Here is an 18,544-nt window from a genome sequence, read left to right as displayed (position 1 = left end):
ATGAGCAACTCAACCCCGCTAGCAGGCGTTAAGGTTCTCGATTTTTCATGGGCTTTGGTTGGCTCTCTGACAACCAAGTTGCTAGCAGACTTTGGTGCTGAAGTTGTCAAAGTAGAATCTGCTTTGCGCCCGTGCTTAAGCCGAATAGATAAACAAGTGAGTGTATCCAGTCGAGAAAGCCTTGATGACAAGCCGTGGTTTAGCCATTTCAACAGTTCAAAGCTCAGCCTTCAACTCAACATGAAACACCCACGCGTAAGGGAAGTGATTAACCCGCTGCTAGACTGGGCCGATGTCGTTGTTGAAAATTTTTCGCCCGGGACTATGGAAAAACTCGGCCTCGATTACCCAACTATTAAAACACAACACCCTGACATCATCATGGTCAGTGGTAGCGTGTTCGGTCAAACCGGTCCCTACGCAAAAAATTGGGGCGTTGATGGCACCGGTGCGGCATTAGCCGGACGTATGTATATGACTGGGTGGCCAGATCGCGACCCCGTCACGCCTTCTGTCCCATACGGCGATGTAGTACTTCCCTATTTCATGGCGTCAGCCGTCGCTGCGGCCATCGAGCACAAGCGTACTACAGGCCAAGGTGAGTATATTGACGCCAGCATGTACGAAGTATGCGTACAGCAAATGTCAGAGGCCATAATCGAAAGCCAAGTTTCCCACGCTCCCCCTTTTCGTCAAGGAAATCGCTCACGCTCAGCACTTTATCAAGGTGTATTCCCGTGTCGAGATGACCAATGGATTGCCATCTCCATATTTAATGAGATGCAATGGCAAGCACTGGTTAACTGTGTCGCTAAAGCGCACGCCGAGCAAAGCGCTTGGCCTGCAGCTGAGAACCTTGATGAACTGACGCCTCCAATGTTAGATGAACTCGATGCACTCGTCAGTGAATGGACAGGTTCCCAAGAGCGTTACGCGCTTATGGAATTATTGCAAACCAATCATATTGCTGCCGGTGTTGTGCAGGATATTGCCGATACATTTGAAAACGACCCTCAATTACAGCACCGAGACTATTTAAAAACCCTAGACCACCCGCTACTCGGCGAGTTCGGACACCAAACACCGCCAGTAAAACTTTCACGCACACCGGCTGACGTAAAACTTGCCCCCAATATGGGCCAACATTGTGCGTATGTCTGCAAACAGATAATCGGAATGACCGATGATGTGTACGAAAGCCTTCGGGATGAAAACCTATTTGTATAGCAACACTTTGTGTGTGCAAGTGAATTTGGAGTAACTAATGGCACAACGTAGCCGCAAAGATCTAGAGTGCACGCCGAATGCACAACGTTTTCAAAAACAATTTGGAAACGAGTTAAAACAACGGGTGGTAGAATCTGGCGAGCCGTTTGCTATTGTGCAAGCCGATACGCCACACGAAATTTTTCACGCAATGGATATTCCCATTGTTACCAACCAATGGTGGTCAGCCTATATTTCCGCAAAACAACTATCGACCCGCTATGTTAAGGTGCTCGACGATGCCGGATTTCCGAAAAACAGCTGTAAATATTGTTCGCTAGGGCTCGGCTGCACATTGGACAACGACCCCGAAACAGCTCCTTGGGGTGGTCTACCCACACCGACGGTACTCGTCGCTAGAATGACATGTGATTGTATTCAACAAGTATTTACCTTGTGGGCCGACGCGCTTGGTGCGCCATTTTATCCACTGGAAGCTCCTGGCTGGCAAACAAAAGTTCCCAACTGGTGGGAAAAAGCACCACGCGAATGGGAAGAAGTTTATCAATCTGATCGCCTAGACCTAATGGTTGAAGAAATGAAAGGATTGATTTCATTATTAGAAGAGCGTACCGGTCGACGATTTGATGAAGGTAAATTGCTCGATTTAATGCAACGCATTAACGAGCAGGAAGAAATTCTTGGCGAGTGCGCACAGCTAGCGTTAGAAACTAAACCCTGCCCTGTAACCATTGTTGATCAGATGCCAAACACTATGATTCCTCAATGGCATCGCGGTTCCGACTGGGCTATCTCTCACGTCAAACAGTTTCGTGACGAATTGAAAGCGCGAGTCGATGCGGGTATCGGTGCTTGTAAAAACGAAAAAATTCGTATGATGTGGATCGGTGCAGGCCTATGGCATGACTCCGGTTTTTATCAGGCGCTAGAAGACCAATTTGGGGCTGTGTTTGTTTGGTCGATGTATTTACCGTTCGCGAATTACGCCTATCCGCGCTACAACCTCGAAGACCCTCTTCGTGCCTTAGCAAGCCGTATTTGTGGAATGAACGAAGTTTTACATTTGCCGCCTTGGATGAACGAGTGGATGCTCCACGAAGCAAAGCGCTCAGGCATTGATGCAGTCTTTATGTTGATGCCCGAAGGTGCACGCTTATCACAGAGCGGCTCCTTATTTACGCAACAAGCCTTTGAAGCCGCAGGCATTCCGGTATTAGCCATTCCCGCTGATATGGTCGATGCGTCAAGCTGGAATCGCGATGCAATGATAGAAAAGATCGGTACGTTTTTATCAGGCATATGAATCGCCGCTTTCGCTTCCAAAGCACCTGCAACCTTTTTCTAAAAATGCAAACCGCCCTTCAACAATAAAAAAGCCGCATTCGCGGCTTTTTAACTACACATTTTATATATAGTCCGCTTAGTGGTTCCGCGCCACAGGAAACATACGTCTCCCTTCCTGAATCTTAGGGTCCTCGACGCCTGGGAATAGTTTTGCGACTTTTACTTCACGCTCACCATCAGGGCTAACAATAAACGCTGGACTTAGATACATCCTATAGGCTGTAGAAATCGCCTGATGCTGGCCATCTTCGTCGGGCAACAAATCAGCGTTGCGACGCAAAGCATACCAATACCCAACCATATTAACGTGTGTGACGAGTTCATGAATTGCACCAGCTGCCGCCCAACCTCGGTAATAGTCATCGATGGATCGGTAACCACCAATCCAGGCCATCACCTGTTCACCGGTTGTATCAACTTTGATTTTGGCATTGTGCAATAATAATTGCGGAGGGAAAAACGGCGCTGTCTCGACATTACGAACACGCAACTCAGTTTGCTCTGTACTTACTAGCACACCATCAACAATTTTCGCTTTGTGAATACTTTGGAAACGCGGATCAGGGTTAATTCGAAACGTATAGTCATGTGCGATTTGACCGTTCGCATCTTTCGCCATCGGATCTTTCGCAAGATAGAAACCCACCGTCACATCTTGATCATTATTGGGGTCCTCACCTTCTCCCGATACCAACACCAACACACTAAAGACACCATCGCGCATTCCATCATTTACATATTTTGCATGATGCGAGAGCTTTGTCGGTCCCCGCCATGCCATCCAACAACCAGCCGCACGGTAATATTGATTATCAATACCCGGCGTGCCATCTGGACTTGTAAAACCTGTATCTGGATTGTTATCCAAGTCAAAACCATAGGCAATATTTCCCGAAACACCCGTCATCTTTGGATCAGGAACAACCCACGGTTTTTGATACACGTTCTCTTTATTTGGGCCACGAATTCCACCCATACGCGCTCGCTGTGGGTTTTCGGGATCCAGTATTTTTTCGATATCTGCATCAGAGCGATAGGACGTTTTTAATACTTTCCGCCAATCTAACTCAGGGTTAGTGCCATTAGGGCAGTCGGTGCCGGGATCGCTTTCACCCGTCTCTGCACCGTAGTAAAAAGCAGGCTCAAACCATTCCGCGACATAAGCCTGATGCCACCCTGCTGAAGCACCACTGACCCACAACATCCCGCACACTAAGCCGCCAAACAATCGTCCACTTCGCCGACTAAAATGCTTGCTTACTCCAGGGACATGAAACATTGGGGGTACCTTTATAAAATGAAAATAAAAATTCGAAGGCTAAGCCCGCCTCAATACCGCGGGCTTAGTTGGGTTTATCTAATGGGGAACTAGTTTGGAGCCATACTGCCACGAGGCGCGCCACGCGGAGGCCCATTAGGAATAGTCGACGCTTTCACTAATGATGGCGCGGCTTCAAACCGTGCAGCATCATCACTTTTTTCGGAGAACGCTGGCCAGCTAAAACCATCGGCACAATTAAGCGATGTCGCCGTTGGGCTTGCTTTAGCAAAAGCCACCCAACAGGAATGCACGCGTTTTGCTACCGTTCGATCAATTGCTTCTACCCCACCTTCTATATTGAGAGTCGTCGTATCCCAGCTATCAAAGACATACACTATTTCAGCTGAGTGAGGAGCGCCCATTGGCTGCGACTCTTTTCGCCACTCTGGCACATACGCAAAATTATAGAGAAACACGGGGGCTTTCTTACTCATCTCTGTTGCTACAGCACGAGCGCCATTGAACCCGCCTTCACCATTATTGCTACCAATAATTAACGGCACATAATTAGCCGAGCCAGTTTTAAATGCATTAAGTGTTGATTGCGTTTTAAACTTGCCATCAATCGGGCTACCTAAGCTTCTAGCGGTGTCTCGGTTTTGAGAAAACTTAGCGGCTGGGATCGAGCGAAGTTGCGCAAGTGACGCGTTGGCTCCATCTAACCCCATTTTGGTCGCCCATTCACTAGCGCGCTGCTGAGCATCATCCAGTGACAGTCCATCCCTAAGTGCCGCCCCCGACTGAATACCCGCTTTGGCAAACAAACCCTTGGCACTAGGAATTCCGAGTAAATTAACCACCATAAAACCGCCTGCTGACTGGCCAAACACAGTGACGTTGTCTGGATCACCACCAAACTGTTTTATATTGCGTTTCACCCACTCAAGACTGGCAACCGCATCCTGTAACGCATAGTTACCTACCGAATCGCTACCGCTGACTGACTTCACCAATGATGGATGTGCAAAGTACCCTGCTGGGCCTAAGCGATAATTTACCGTTACCATGATGACGCCGTCTTGCGCAAAAGCCGGCGCGTTGTATGAACCTAAGGAACCAGCACCAAGGAACGAAGCACCACCGTGCAACCAAACCATTACCGGGGCACTCTTAGCCGATGGCGGAGCAACAACGTTTAGATAGAGGCAGTCTTCTGAAGTATTCCCCCACACACCGCCGCCATTACGCGTTTTACCATCGGGGTTTGTCGGCTGGGCACAGGGCGCGGCAAACTCTGTCGCATCCCGTTCGCCTTGCCATTTGATCGGCTGAGGTGCCTGCCAGCGAAGCTCTCCCACGGGCGGCTTCGCGTAAGGCACTCCGCGAAAGTAGTGCACACCGTCAGCAGATTCACCGACAATTATCCCGCTGTCTAGCATGACCTTAGGGGCAGGACTTTCCGCGTTAGCCGATACGGCCATACACGCCAACAAACTGAGAATAAGCTGTCGAGTCATAGGTATTTCCTTATTGTTTTAAAATGACGCCGAATTGAATGGGAAGCGCGGAATGACATTCCTAGTCGTCTTCTTCACGAAACTGATCGTGACATCCCTTACAAGCCATACCCACTTTGCGATAATGCTTTTTTAAACCCTCAATATCTTTTGCGAATGCTAGCTCTAAAAATTTAGGCATCACATCGACCAATGCTTGTTGAGCTTTTGCAAATTCCTCTGGGTTTTCCCATATTGCGGCTTTGGCTTCAGTCTCCACACCGGCTTCTGGACCACTACCTTCTGGAAACCACAGACGCTGAACATCAATGTCAGCAATATCTTTCATCTGCTGCACAGTCGGTTGGATGAGGTAGATGTTCGGCTTTTTCGTTCGCAATTGATCGCGTATTGATTTGAAAGCACCACCAAGATCACGATAGGAGTGCTGCCGAGCTTTAATGGTCTCCTCGATCGACATATCTTCAGCGACGGATATCCCAGCGCCAGAAACAAAACCAATACTGACAAATAATAGTGTGATTTTGCTCGCCGCATTCTTCAGCGGTGCCAACATAGAGATTTTCATAAAAACTACCTTACTACTTAAATCAAAAAAGGGAGCGTTAAGCGAACACTTCGGTTGCTACACGATCTGTTTTCATACTACCTTGGCCAAACTCACCAACGGACATACCTGCCAACTGTTGTGCGGTCAAAGAAATACGAGAAACGGGATCACCATTACCCACAACATGCTGACCGGTCTTATGACGACCACCTGCAGACCCCGCAATAAACATTGGAATATTGTCGGTAGAGTGAATTTTTGCATAACCGGTATCACTAAAACCTAACACCATAGAATTATCCAGCAACGTTCCGTCACCTTCAGGTACCGCATCTAACTCGCGAAGAAAGTCGCCAAAACCTCGGAAAGAAAGCTCCGCCAACTCACTCGAAATCACTTGATAGCCCAATTCTGTATCAACGGGTTCATCATGCGTATGCAGATGATAGATATTTGAATCACCGGGTAAGTAGGTTTCAGAAGTGGCGCTGGTATGCACCACACTGAACACTTTGGTTTGGTTACACGCGAGTGCCATCGCCATCAAACGGCCCATCAAAATATTATTTTCGTTTACTTTATAAATTTCACCGCTACGCTTTCGATCCTCAGGCGCTTGAGGCACTACACAGGCTTCGGCTTTGGGTGGACGTTTTAATTCTACTGCTAGCTGCTCTTCTAGCTCACGAACGGAGGTGAAATATTGATCCAGTTTGATTCGGTCTTCGCTACCGGCATTCGCCATTAGAGCCTTGCGCTGTTCGCCCACAGTAGAAAGTACGCTCTTGCGAAGAATAGTATTGGGGTCAGGTCGCCAGTTCGGACTATTTGGATCCTGAAAGCCTTCTCCGAAAAGTCGATTGTATAGCGCCAAGGGTGAAGCATCAGGCGTATTAAAACCATTGCCGGTGGGTGTGGAGTAACTCAATTTGGGATTTCCAAACGGTGTCAATTGAACCGAACGAAAACGGGTACCACCGCCCAACTGCTCAGCCGCAGCAACGTCGAAGCTAGGACGATCAAATGCTTTCACAGTGGCGGGCGCTAAGCCAGTAAGAATGGCTCCTTGCCCGGTCCAATGCTGAATATTCGGTCTGCCATCGAGCAGCACGCGAAACCCAGAAAAAACACTCACTTTATGCTGTAAGCCTTTCAGCGACTGCAACTCTGGCGTCAGCTCGTATCCAGCACCTATTTTTTCAGGAACCCAACGGCCAGGTGTCAATCCTAGTCCCCAGAAATAGGTCCCCAGGCGAATAGGTAGCGGGCTACCGTCAGCATAGGCATTACCGTTCTCATTTAGAAACATATTTAGAGTGGGAAGCGCTACGACGTAAGACGCTCCGCGCAACGCACCACGCAGCAAAGAGCGCCGTGTAAACTTAGGATGCTTAGCCATGATTATAGATCTCCCGCGACAAGGTTGACATTGCGCGCGCGCAAACGCTCGGCAACTATTTCTGATTCTGGAACTTCAAAAAACTTTTCTGACGTAGCAATTTGGTTAAGTAGATAACTGAACCGGAATCCCTTCTTGGCAAACTCTGCAGTCTGCTCTTTAATAAATCCGTTTCGTTCCTTCGAAGTTGGCGCCCGACCAACGCCATAGGCATAGACGTTACGAACTAAACAAGAATGAACACGTTCATTTTCATACAAGACTTCACCCAAACCGCGAGAGCCCGTAAAACTTGTCCCTAAAAAATTGACGGTGACATCGATTAATTCACCATTTTCATACAACCGCGGCTGAGCCAATGCATCGAAGCGTTCTAATGCCATACCCAAAGGGTCGATCATTCGGTGACACCCTGAACAGGCTGGGTCTTCTGCGTGCGCCTCAAGTCGCAATCTAGACGTTTTTAGATTGGGATTATTTGTATCATTAATGATAGAAAAGTCGACATTCGCTGGCGGCGTAGGTGTTGGACTACACAAGAATATCTCATTAATTCCCACACCCCGTAGCGTAGGTGAGCTTTTGCCAGGGTGAGAAAAAACGCCCGCTAAACTTATCTGAGTGAGTAGTCCGGACTGTTCGGAATCTTTTGGAAAGGTGTACTCAGTCCAACCATCCTCTGCCAAAAACGGAATTTTATAAACTGCCGCTAAGGGCCTATTCATAAACGTGGTTCGCATAGTCAACAAATCACGGTAGTCGCCATCGTTTTCAATGAGCTGATGAACAACGGTTTTTAATGTTTGTTCTTTCGCAGAATTTGCAACCGTCTGACTAAACTTTGGATACAGTTGTGCATCTTTGGTGACCGTCGCATAGCGGTCTAGATGAAGCATATCGGAAAAGAAAGCGCGTGTTCCCGCCTCAAGGTTTGGGGACTTGAGCAATCTTTTTACCTGCTTTTTTACGCCCTTTTCAGTATGTAACTCACCGCTAGCTGCTGCACGCAAAAGCTCCGCATCAGGGGATACATCCCAGAATAAGTGAGAAAGTCGCGCGGCCTTAGTATATCCATCGAGTCGATATGCATCAGGGTTTTCGGGGTCAGGTTCAGCCACCTCAAGCCTAAATAAGAATTCCGGCGCAGACAACAAACCAATCATTGCCAACTCCATACCGCGATAGAAATCTTTCGCTTGAGTCGCGCCAGCGTTTGCTAGCTCTAAACGCGGCGCCAGCTCGGCTTCGGTCAATGGGCGCCTAAAAAGGGCTTTCCCATATTTTGACAATACTTCACTTGCACATTTTTCATCTGCTGCTTTGGCATTTGACGGAACACAAGAAAAATAGTGTTCACGATTTTCAGAGTTTACAAAATGCGAGGCGACCCCCCTTGCCATATTGAAGTATTGATTAAAACCCGCTGAGGATATTGACAGATCTGAACTACCCAATGCCAAGAGTAATTCAAGCCGCTGCTCTGGCTCGAACAAACCATTAATCTCGATATCGTTACCAAAGATTGCAGCAATGCTGTTGCGGTATTGCGTCTCAGTGATCCGTCTTGTCGCGACAATGACCTGCTCCTTGCTTATCGCCAGCGATTCACTAGATGATGCAGCATGTGAATTAACAGCAGCAAATATAGGTAGTACGATCAGTACATTGGTCACAGCAACCGAAGCAAGGCTTTTCACCAGCCCTGATGACGATAAGGTTTTACGACTTACCCGATTATTCGAAAAAAACACTGACTCACCTCACTTTGACTTCTCTATTTTTATTGGCGCACTTTTTCTAACCCGAAGACGGATTTCTACCTCGATGCTTGCTCAATTTTTTCGGGCCGTGGTTTTATTTGCGGTGGAAGAACGTCTTGCGGCGGCTCTACGGGCACATAACGCCGACGTCCAAAACCTGCTTTGGCCAGCGCATCTGGCTCGTTATTGCCTTCAAACAACGCGGCTGCAACTAGTGCTTCGGTAGCGGTCGGCGATACGACAATGGCCGGATTCGCGTAGATTCGATAAGCGGTTGAAATAGTTGTGTAACGACCACTAACAGGGTCGTAATGACCATCAGCCCATCGCTGTAAAGCGTACCAATAAGCCGGAATATTAATGTGCATGGTAAGTTCAAAGATTGCGCCTCCGGCTGCCCATTCTCTGAAGTAGCTGTCAATATCGCGATAGCCACCAACGAAGCCAATTAATTTCCCATCTTCACCAATTTCAAAGTTAAGATGGCCAGACCGCAAATGCATCGGCAGTCGGTCTATACTGCGCATGTGAATGTCTACCGGATCAATTGTTTCTACGATACCATCACGCGTTCTTGCTCTGACAATAGATTCATAACCAGGGCTAGGGTTAATACGGAACGTATAGTCGCTGGCCACTTTGCCGACCGCATCCATGACAATCTTGTCTTTGGCCTGGTAGAAACCGACTTTGACATTGGAGTCATTTCGCCAATCCGCTCCCTCTCCAGAAATCAACATGACTAACGTAAATCGACCGTTATGCATGCCATCGTTGACATACTTTGCGTGATGACCTTCTCGAGTTGGGCCACGCCATGCTTTTAGGCAACCAATGGCTTTATAGTAGGTATTGTCGATTCCTTTTTTACCCGTCTCGCCATGTATACCTATATGATTAAAGCCTGTTGATTCGTCAGCATCGAGGTTAAACCCATAAGCCAAGTCCCCGGTCACTTCCTGCAAACCTGGGTCTGGAACCGCCCAAGGAATTTGATAAACGTTTTCTTTGTTGGGGCCGCGAATGCCGCCCACTTTTGCACGCTGGGGCTTTTCCGGGTCGAGTATGGTATCGATATCAGCATCAGTCCGATAAGATGTTTTTAGCACTTTACGCCAATCCATTTCTGGGTTTGTACCCGCTGGACAATCCGTACCCGGCGCGGAAATACCTTCCTCTGCACCGTAATAGAAAGCTGGTTCATACCACTCTATGACAAAACCTTTTTGCCATGCGAAAGCGAAATTGCTCGCGGCAACGCAAGCGCCTCCCAAAACGAGCGCGGTCAAATGTGGAAAATGTATTCTCATTATGGATTTCCGTATAAGGTGTATTTTTATTATTAGAATTGCCCTGGAAGTACAGCAACAAACCATCCGGATGGTTTGCATTATACGACTTCACGGTCGTGCGCCAACGGAAAAAACTCGTTCTGGCGATTATTTACACTCTTTAACTCAATAAATTAGCAGAGGTTATAGTTAAAATAGCCTACCTAAAACCTAACATAATAAGATGCATCCCTGACATAATGTCACTTCATCAAACGATAAATAGATAGCTGCTTTTATGACACAATCTGATTCTCCCCGCCCTCGACGCACAAACGCTGAGCGAAGTGCCGAGACCATTGAAAAAATCCTTGAAGCAGCAATAAAGTGCATTTACGACGCGGGCTACGCGGGGACGTCAATTAATTCAGTGGCACTAATAGCCGGTGTGAGCAAAGGTGCAGCACAGCATCATTTTGCCAACAAAGCAGAGCTAATGCTCTCTGTTGCAAAGCGCTGCTTAGAAATTCATAACCAGATTCGTTGGTCCGTCTACTCAAAGTACCCACCCGGCAGCCAACGCATAGAGCAAAGTTCTGAAGCAAGTTGGGAAGTAGTCAATGACCCATCCTACACTGCGCTAATAGAAATTATGATGGCCAGCCGCAACGATGAAGAGTTGCGCAACGGGATGACACCTATTCTTGAAACTATCTACCAAGAACGACAGCGCGGTGTAGATACGATGTGCGAAGAGTTCAACCTCGAGCGTACCCCTCTGGTAGAAACTCTGATAAGAACTCACGTAACGGCGCTACGCGGTATCGCGATAGGCTTAATGTTCAACCCAGACAAAGACGCTTTTCGTGAGGAGCTAGCAATGATGCAGCGCTACGAAAATGCGATGCGACATTACTTGGAAAAAGAGTACCCGAAAAAAGACGTTGATAATAAAGAATAAAAAGCGAAGAAATGTAGCTATTCACTTTGTATGGCGGCATCGATGTTGCGGATTTTTGATAAACCAAAGTACATTACGACAACCAATGTAACGACACCTACCGCCGCGAAAAAGATTGCGGCTTGAGGACCGACCTTATCGGCCAACAAAGAAAGCGGAAACAAGGCAAGCGGTGCGAGACTGTAACTCATTAAAATATAGCCGGAGACGCGACCACGAGCGTCCTCACTGGACAACAGCTGAATAACCACTTGGTTTGTCACCAATGATACGGCCGCAAACATGTTGGCTAGCAACAAACACAACACGGCAACTCGAAACTCAGTCGCTTGACTGAACGCGCCAAAAAATATAGCTGCACCAACAGCCCCTACTAGCATTAACGTTGACCTACCCACAACTCGATTGAAACGCGCAACGAATAACGCACCTAAAAACGCACCACTACCCATTGCGGTAAGCAACACACCAAGGCCCGCATCGCCCGCTCCCCAAACATTCTTGGCAAACAGTACTAACATGTATTGCGTCGTCATCAACAGCATTAACGGTGGCAAACTAAACATCAGGCAATAGGCGATATAGCGATCACGAACTAAATAGCGCAACCCTTGTTGAATATCGTGGAGGACAGATGTTTGATCGCTTGCGGTCGGCTTGTGTTTAGGAAGCTGCAGCTGGCAAAGTAAGGCAATCAAAAACAACGAAACAACCACACCGTAAGCGACAGTCGTATCGTATAGAGCGAGTACGCCACCAATAATCGCCGGCCCGAGAATCCGCGATAAATTCATTCCGCTCGATAGCAGCGCAACCCCGTTGGCCATTTGTGCTCGACCAAGAAAGCTATACATTAGCGCCGTGCCCGCTGGATGAACAAATGGGTGGATGCAGCCACTGATAAATGTCACCAGCAGCACATGTGAAAAAACTAAGCGATGAAAGGACAGTGCGATAAGAATAGAAAGTTCACTCAGAAAAGCAATTGTCAGTCCCGCTGTAATTAATCGCTTTCGCTCCCATCGATCGACCAGCGCGCCAGCAAAGAGTGCACCAAAAAACATTGGTACAGCTAAGACCAGATTAATTTGCGCGAGTGCTATTTCTTCCCCAGTAATTTCCCAAGCCAATAAGTTGCATATCATCATCCTTGCAGCAATCGCGAAAAATTGCGCTAAATTACCACCAAGCAACCAGCGATAGTGGCGGTTACTGAGGGCGGCGAAAGTAGCACTCATCTGAGGTGTATCACTCAGTCAGCCATTACGTTTGTCGATTCGTTTGGCTCAATACGCAAAGGAACAGACAACGTTCCCCATTCTGGCCAGCGAGTCATTTTGACTTTTCCGTTCAGTTGAATAGTTTTGCTGCGTTTCAAAAACTCTTCTAATGTAACCTGCAACATCAATCGCGCAAGTGGCTCGCCTGCACAACGGTGTGGCCCCAATCCAAATGCGACATGATCTTTAATATTTGGGCGATTTAAAATAAATTCGTCGCCATTAGGAAAGATAGACTCATCACGATTGGCCGATGCATATACCAAAGCGATAGGCTCATCTTTTTTGATTAATCGGCCATTGATAGTGACATCTTTATTAGCGGTACGTGCAAAACCACGATAAGGCGTGTATAAACGTAAATATTCCTCAATTGCAGGCTCGATAAGGCTATCATCATTGCGAATTTGCTCTTGTTGTTCTGGGTTCTCTGCAAGATGGTGCAACATTGTGCCGATAAATACACTCGGGGCAATCATGCCCACTACAATCATTTGGCGAATAGTGCCCAAAACCATTTCTTCCGGTAATAGGTCGCCTTTCCACTCTTTCGCAAGCAAGGCCGAAGTGATATCGCTTTTAGGGTCTCTAGGTGAAGCCTTTCTATCTGCGATAATATCTCGAGCAATTTCATACAATTGCAAACTTGTTTCTTTCACTAACTCATCATTTGCTTCCTGTAGCGCCTTGTCGTAAACACAAGTCGTTTCTTTTATGCGCATCGAAAGCTCGGTTGATAATCCAAAAAATTCTGCAAATAAGTAGCCAGGATACTTGTGAGTGAATGCCTCACACACGTCACCGCCGCCGGCAGCAATATATGGCTGCATTAATTCCACGGTAACCCGTCGCAATACCGGCTCAAAGGCTTCGACATTTTGCTTGCTGAAAAAAGGATTGAGTGCTTGCCGATACGGAGTGTGTTCTGGTGGATCGAGATGTAGCGGCGGTCGGCGCCCTGTAAATGCCACTTTAGGTACAACGTTTTGTACTGAAGTAATATAGGTCCGATAGTCTTTTAATACGCCCACGACATCTTCATAGCGGGTTAACGCCCAAAAACCATTCCATTCATTGGTGTGCGCAACAGGACAACCACCGCGTAATTCTTTATAAATCGCGTGCGAAGATGTAAAGTCTTCTTCCGCTAGCGGATCAAAGTCGTCAGTCAGGCGGCTCTCATCGGAGCCAGTCATCGTTGTATCACTCATCGTTTTTCATCTCTATAAATAATTAAATAGCGAGCTTTCTAAATCACTCACCTGCTCTAGCGTTAAAATAGAATCTGCTAACGCGTGAATTTTCTGCTCATCCAGTTCGTGCATCGCAAACGAACAACAGTGTCTAAATTTTTCACGTAACGCCACCTGGCTCAGCGGTTGAGCAGGTGAGCCAGGTGCACCGTGACTTTCAATGTGCAATGTTCTGCCATCTGCAGTAACAACCTCCAGCCTGCCTCTTAGCATGCCATTTCCTCTATCGGCATAGTGACTTTCGACTTGGTAACTCACTTTCTGGGCAAACGCTAGTACGCTTTTATCAGCTAGCGATTCAGGGAGGAAACTATTGAGCGATGGCGAACCATAAACAGCCGTCCATGCAACACAGTAGGGAATACTAAACTTTGCGTCGATACTGGTTGAAGGCTTTTGCTTTGCTTCTATAGGTTCAGCCAACATGCGATTAATCCCATTACCGAATGCCCTTACTTGGCTCACATTGGTTATGGATATTTTATGCTCTTTTAGCACCCGCGCCGTCATATCAATAAACGCATGAGTACCGCGGCAACTCGGCCACAGTTTGAAACTAAGGTGCTTAACTTGAAATTCTTGCCCAAGACCATCGACGCACCGCCCCACATCATATTGATCACGAGCAAACATTGCGAAGAACCCTGCCTTGCCCTCGAAGGGTTCAGTAAATCCTTTCAGCCCTCGTTTGGCTAATTGGACAGACGACACACCTAATTGTGCAGGAAATGCGTCGCGCACCGCGCGGATAACGCTGGTCGGATTGTACTTAATCTCTCCGCTGCAACTGGTTTGCAGCAAGGTTAATGAAAATGCATCTAATACTTGCTGTTCATTTAATTGATAAAGGTTTGCAACGGCCGCAGTCGCACCAAAGGCACTCAAAATAGGCGGCGGATACCAAGCATACCGGTCAAGCGGTACGGTTAGCGCCAACCCCAAACGACACACAATGTCGCAACCGACGGCAATCGATGTTAACAATTGCTTGCCATTAATTGAGACACCTTGCTGAAGCAGCGATTCTGCCGCTGCAAAGACGGCAGGTATTACGGCGGCATTGGGATGAACCAACGCCTCATCATGGGTATCTTCAAAATCTAACGCGTGGGACAGCGAGCCATTGGCTAATGCCGCTAAAGACGCTAGAGATCGGGTTCCCGCTCCCCAAACACGGCTTTCCTCTACGGAACTTGCTGCTAAAGCTTGTTCACGAAATACATTGACGCCCTCACCCAAACGGGTTGCTGCCAAAGCGACACCCAGACCATCGAGTAACGCAACTTTAGTCGCGCTAACTGTTTCACTATCAAGCTGTTCAAAGCGCGTGCCTGATACAAACTGTGCGAGTTGCGCTGAAAGCGACGAACTACTCACCGGCTGCCTCAATAAAAATTTCGTTGCCCTCTTGCCGAAAACCAACACTCAACTTTTGATCACGACTAATGTCATCGACATAGTTAACGACTTCGTCAAAACGCGGATCAGTATGCTCGAGTACTTCGGGTACCGCCATGGGGCAAACGTAGGTTGGCAGGTAGCTAACTGACTTCACTTCACCGTCGGCTATCATTAGCTTCACGATCATTGTTCGACGTGAATCCGGAGGAAAGTTGTACAAACTATCAAAATCAGGAATCCATTCGGGGTGTAAGCCTTGAATTTCCTTGAAACCTTTACTCTGTGCATGCTCAGGTGTCATTGGTAAATCCACGGCAAAATTACACAGGCTGTAAAAAATGGGTTTACCTTTATAAACCTCCACACCCTTCAAAATATGGGCATGATGCCCCAAGATCACATCAACCCCCGCATCGATTGCGGCATAGGCCACTTCTTGTTGATAATCAGCGAGGACCGCCGGTACAAAATGAATACCCCAATGAATGGACATAACAACCACATCCGCCTGCTCTTTTGCTTTCGCAATATCGGCTTTGAGCGCGGCTAAATCATCTCGATGCGCAAATGTGTGGGTGCGGCAAGGCGTGCCTGGCTGGTCGTGTTCAATCTGCTCATACAACGTGTGTGCACGCATGGGCGCGCAACCAGGCCTATCGGCTTCTGCCCAATAGCATTGAGGCAAGATAGAAGAATAGGCAATAAACGCAATCTTGGTTCCTTTACTTTCTACAATTATCGGAGCACGAGCCTCAGTGATATTTGCACCGACACCCACCACGCTCATCGATTCTTCTTTCAATGCTTTAATCGTATCGAAAAATGCTTCGCGGCCCCAATCCATACAATGGTTGCCAGCGAACGACACCACATTAAAACCTGCATTGCGAATGGCGGTTGCCGCTTCGCGCTGGATACGGGTTGTATGTCGAGCTTGCGGTAGTCGTGTGCCGCGCTCAGAAATATTTGCCTCTAATTGGCAAAAAGCAACATCACCCTGACTGATTAAATCTCTGGTCTTCTCGAAAATCGAGTGCGGATCTTCTCTTTCTGGCAGCACATCGCCAACAGCATAAAGTACAACCGGGTCAGCCATTTACGACCTCCTCATGCGACTGTTGAGTTATAAAACACGCAACTTGATGCTCTTTGGTTTGCCCTATTAGTTCAGGTCGAGAACGAGAACACACATCCATACGACGTGGGCAGCGATCGATATAATGGCAACCTACCGACATCGTATCTGTGACACTAGCAACCGCTTTGTCTCGATCACTGATAGACGTTGGGTCAAGTTGCGCTCCATTGTTCTCTGCATTGCGCCCAAGCACTGGCTGCTCTGGCAAATTCGCTTGAAATAACGCTTGTGTGTACGGGTGCTGTGGATTGGCAAATACCTTTTCGCTATTTCCATCTTCAACAATTCTACCGTGATACATGACGGCCAAACGATCACTCATAAAGCGTACAGTGGCGAGATCATGCGCAATAAACAAATAGCTCATGCCCAACTCATCCTGCAAATCTTTTAAGAGATTAAGAATCTGTGCCTGAATAGAAATATCCTGCGACGAAACTGGTTCATCCAGAACAATAAGTTTTGGACGACACGCAACAGCCCGCGCAATAGCAATACGTTGACGCTGCCCACCACTAAATTGATGTGGATATTTTTCACCATCTTCAACGCGCATACCGGTCACTTCCAGCGCCCACGCCAGGCGAGCGTCGACTTCTGATTTAGTTAACGATTCATTCGTACGTTTTGCACTAACCAATAGCGGCTCAGTAACAATATGCTTAACACGCATTCGCGGATTTAATGAGGCATAGGGATTTTGAAAAACAGGTTGCACTTCGCGACGAAAGAGTGCTTTATCCTGTGCGTTTAATGAAGATAGATCTTTACCTCGATAAAATATTTCCCCGCTTGAAGGTTGATCCAACATCAATAATAAGCGGCTCAAGGTTGTCTTGCCGCTGCCTGACTCACCGACGAGTGCGACAGTTTCGTTGGTTCCGATATCTAAATTAACATCTGTGACTGCGCTAATGATTCTTTGTGACGATTTAAACCAGCCGCCCTGTTTAACGGTGAACTGGCGGTTGAGATTTCGCAAACTGAGGATGTGTGACGATTGCTTATCCTCAACGCGAGCTGAACTGTTTTTACTATTGCCTGGTGTTAGAGCTGCTTTTGGCTCGATATCAGTTTGCATTGCCATCCCCCTTTAACGGATTTTCAGGGAATTCACCTGACAAAGGGTACCAACACCGGACTTGATGCCCTTCAGCTAGATCCATTGCCGGTGGGCGTTGTTGCGTACACTCAGGCTTAGCTTGAGGACATCGCGCCGCAAACTTACAACCTTGAATATTGTCAGTTGGCTTCGGCGGAGCACCGGCAATAGAGGCTAAACGCCTGGGTTTCTCATGAAGCTTGGGGCGGCTCTCTATGAGAGCTTTAGTATACGGATGAGCAGGATTCTTAAAGATGGTCTGTACATCAGCCGATTCAACAATATGACCACCGTACATCACACAGACTCGGTGACACATTTTCGCAACCACGCCGAAATCATGAGTCACAATGACAATACTCAGCCCCATCTCTGATTGAATATCCTGAAGCAACTGTAAAAACTGCATTTGGATAGTGGCATCTAACGATGTAGTTGGCTCGTCAGCAATCAACAACCGAGGCGCACAAGACACCGCAATTGCACCAACGACTCTTTGCCGCATACCACCACTGAGTTGATGTGGAAAAGCGGAAATTCGCGATTCAGGTTCGGTAATTTTTACTTTGGTCAAAGCGCTTAGAACACGTTCTCGCAATTCTGATGATGACACTTGCCCATGACACTGAATCGCTTCTTCTATCTGGCTACCAATTGAAAAGACTGGGTCTAGGGATGTCATAGGATCTTGGAGGATCATGGATATATCACGTCCACGAATCTGCCGAAGTTCTTTGTCGGTCATCTTTAGCAGATCCTGACCATCAAACATTACCTCACCCTGGTAACGAACCTTATTATCGCCCTGTCCCCTTCCCGTACCGACCAACTGTAAAAGCGAAAGTCCTAGCGTTGACTTTCCTGAACCAGATTCACCAACAACACCGACAGTTTGATTTAACGATACAGAGAAATCGATGTCATCGATTAAGGTCAACCCACCTACTGAGGTAGACAGGCCTTTTACCTGCAATAGCGACTTTTCACGCTGTGAATTAGACGCTACCGCTAAGCGATCAGCGTTGTGGTCGCTTGAGACACTCGGAGATTTGTCGGTGACTACATTATTTGACACGAATA

The 18,544-nt window shown here is 47.4% G+C and carries 15 protein-coding genes; 3 read left to right on the top strand and 12 right to left on the bottom strand.

Going from position 1 to position 18,544, the window contains the following annotated elements:
• A complete protein-coding gene (locus ACZ5NB_RS04210; protein ID WP_460231738.1) occupies positions 1-1,227 on the top strand; it encodes a CaiB/BaiF CoA transferase family protein in 1,227 nt (408 codons plus the stop codon).
• Positions 1,228-1,264: 37 nt separating this feature from the next.
• Positions 1,265-2,530 (top strand): 2-hydroxyacyl-CoA dehydratase subunit D, encoded by a 1,266-nt coding sequence (locus ACZ5NB_RS04205; protein WP_460231737.1) that lies wholly within the window; start codon positions 1,265-1,267, stop codon positions 2,528-2,530.
• Positions 2,531-2,647: 117 nt separating this feature from the next.
• Here ACZ5NB_RS04205 and ACZ5NB_RS04200 read toward each other — a convergent pair whose 3' ends face one another.
• The 6 genes from ACZ5NB_RS04200 to ACZ5NB_RS04175 form a co-directional block, all read right to left on the bottom strand.
• Positions 2,648-3,850: a hypothetical protein gene (locus ACZ5NB_RS04200; RefSeq protein ID WP_460231736.1), complete on the bottom strand. Its 1,203-nt coding sequence runs from the start codon at positions 3,848-3,850 to the stop codon at positions 2,648-2,650.
• Positions 3,851-3,939: 89 nt separating this feature from the next.
• On the bottom strand, positions 3,940-5,349 hold the full coding sequence (locus tag ACZ5NB_RS04195; RefSeq protein ID WP_460231735.1) for a carboxylesterase/lipase family protein: 1,410 nt from the start codon (positions 5,347-5,349) through the stop codon (positions 3,940-3,942).
• 61 nt (positions 5,350-5,410) lie between these two features.
• Positions 5,411-5,917, bottom strand: coding sequence for a c-type cytochrome (locus ACZ5NB_RS04190; protein WP_460231734.1), 507 nt, complete (start codon positions 5,915-5,917; stop codon positions 5,411-5,413).
• A 37-nt stretch (positions 5,918-5,954) separates the two neighbouring features.
• Entirely contained in the window at positions 5,955-7,298 is a 1,344-nt protein-coding gene (locus tag ACZ5NB_RS04185; RefSeq protein WP_460231733.1) for a DUF1552 domain-containing protein, read from the bottom strand.
• Positions 7,299-7,300: 2 nt separating this feature from the next.
• Positions 7,301-9,049, bottom strand: coding sequence for a DUF1592 domain-containing protein (locus tag ACZ5NB_RS04180; protein WP_460231732.1), 1,749 nt, complete (start codon positions 9,047-9,049; stop codon positions 7,301-7,303).
• 65 nt (positions 9,050-9,114) lie between these two features.
• Positions 9,115-10,368 (bottom strand): hypothetical protein, encoded by a 1,254-nt coding sequence (locus tag ACZ5NB_RS04175; RefSeq protein WP_460231731.1) that lies wholly within the window; start codon positions 10,366-10,368, stop codon positions 9,115-9,117.
• A 259-nt stretch (positions 10,369-10,627) separates the two neighbouring features.
• Between ACZ5NB_RS04175 and ACZ5NB_RS04170 the strand changes: the two genes are divergently transcribed.
• The gene (locus ACZ5NB_RS04170) at positions 10,628-11,290 is read left to right on the top strand and encodes a TetR/AcrR family transcriptional regulator (RefSeq protein ID WP_460231730.1); all 663 of its coding nucleotides are present in this window, start codon (positions 10,628-10,630) and stop codon (positions 11,288-11,290) included.
• A 17-nt stretch (positions 11,291-11,307) separates the two neighbouring features.
• Here the strand turns inward: ACZ5NB_RS04170 and ACZ5NB_RS04165 are convergent, their stop codons facing one another.
• Genes ACZ5NB_RS04165 through ACZ5NB_RS04140 form a run of 6 tightly spaced genes read right to left on the bottom strand, consistent with a single transcriptional unit; the run spans position 11,308 to position 18,539 of the window.
• Positions 11,308-12,528 carry an MFS transporter gene (locus ACZ5NB_RS04165; RefSeq protein WP_460231729.1) on the bottom strand — a complete coding sequence of 407 codons (1,221 nt, stop codon included), beginning with the start codon at positions 12,526-12,528 and terminating at the stop codon, positions 11,308-11,310.
• Between the two features lie 14 nt (positions 12,529-12,542).
• A complete protein-coding gene (locus ACZ5NB_RS04160; protein WP_460231728.1) occupies positions 12,543-13,781 on the bottom strand; it encodes a cytochrome P450 in 1,239 nt (412 codons plus the stop codon).
• Positions 13,782-13,793: 12 nt separating this feature from the next.
• On the bottom strand, positions 13,794-15,200 hold the full coding sequence (locus ACZ5NB_RS04155; RefSeq protein WP_460231727.1) for an MmgE/PrpD family protein: 1,407 nt from the start codon (positions 15,198-15,200) through the stop codon (positions 13,794-13,796).
• Positions 15,193-16,320 (bottom strand): CapA family protein, encoded by a 1,128-nt coding sequence (locus tag ACZ5NB_RS04150; RefSeq protein ID WP_460231726.1) that lies wholly within the window; start codon positions 16,318-16,320, stop codon positions 15,193-15,195. Before ACZ5NB_RS04150 ends, ACZ5NB_RS04155 begins: the two co-directional genes overlap by 8 nt.
• Positions 16,313-17,443, bottom strand: coding sequence for an oligopeptide/dipeptide ABC transporter ATP-binding protein (locus ACZ5NB_RS04145; RefSeq protein WP_460231724.1), 1,131 nt, complete (start codon positions 17,441-17,443; stop codon positions 16,313-16,315). Before ACZ5NB_RS04145 ends, ACZ5NB_RS04150 begins: the two co-directional genes overlap by 8 nt.
• Entirely contained in the window at positions 17,433-18,539 is a 1,107-nt protein-coding gene (locus ACZ5NB_RS04140) for an ABC transporter ATP-binding protein (protein ID WP_460231723.1), read from the bottom strand. Before ACZ5NB_RS04140 ends, ACZ5NB_RS04145 begins: the two co-directional genes overlap by 11 nt.
• Positions 18,540-18,544 lie beyond the last annotated feature (5 nt).

It is taken from the genome of Aurantivibrio plasticivorans (assembly GCF_055392955.1).
The sequence above is the reverse complement of the archived record's forward strand: the minus strand, read 5'-3'. Positions and strand labels throughout refer to the sequence as shown.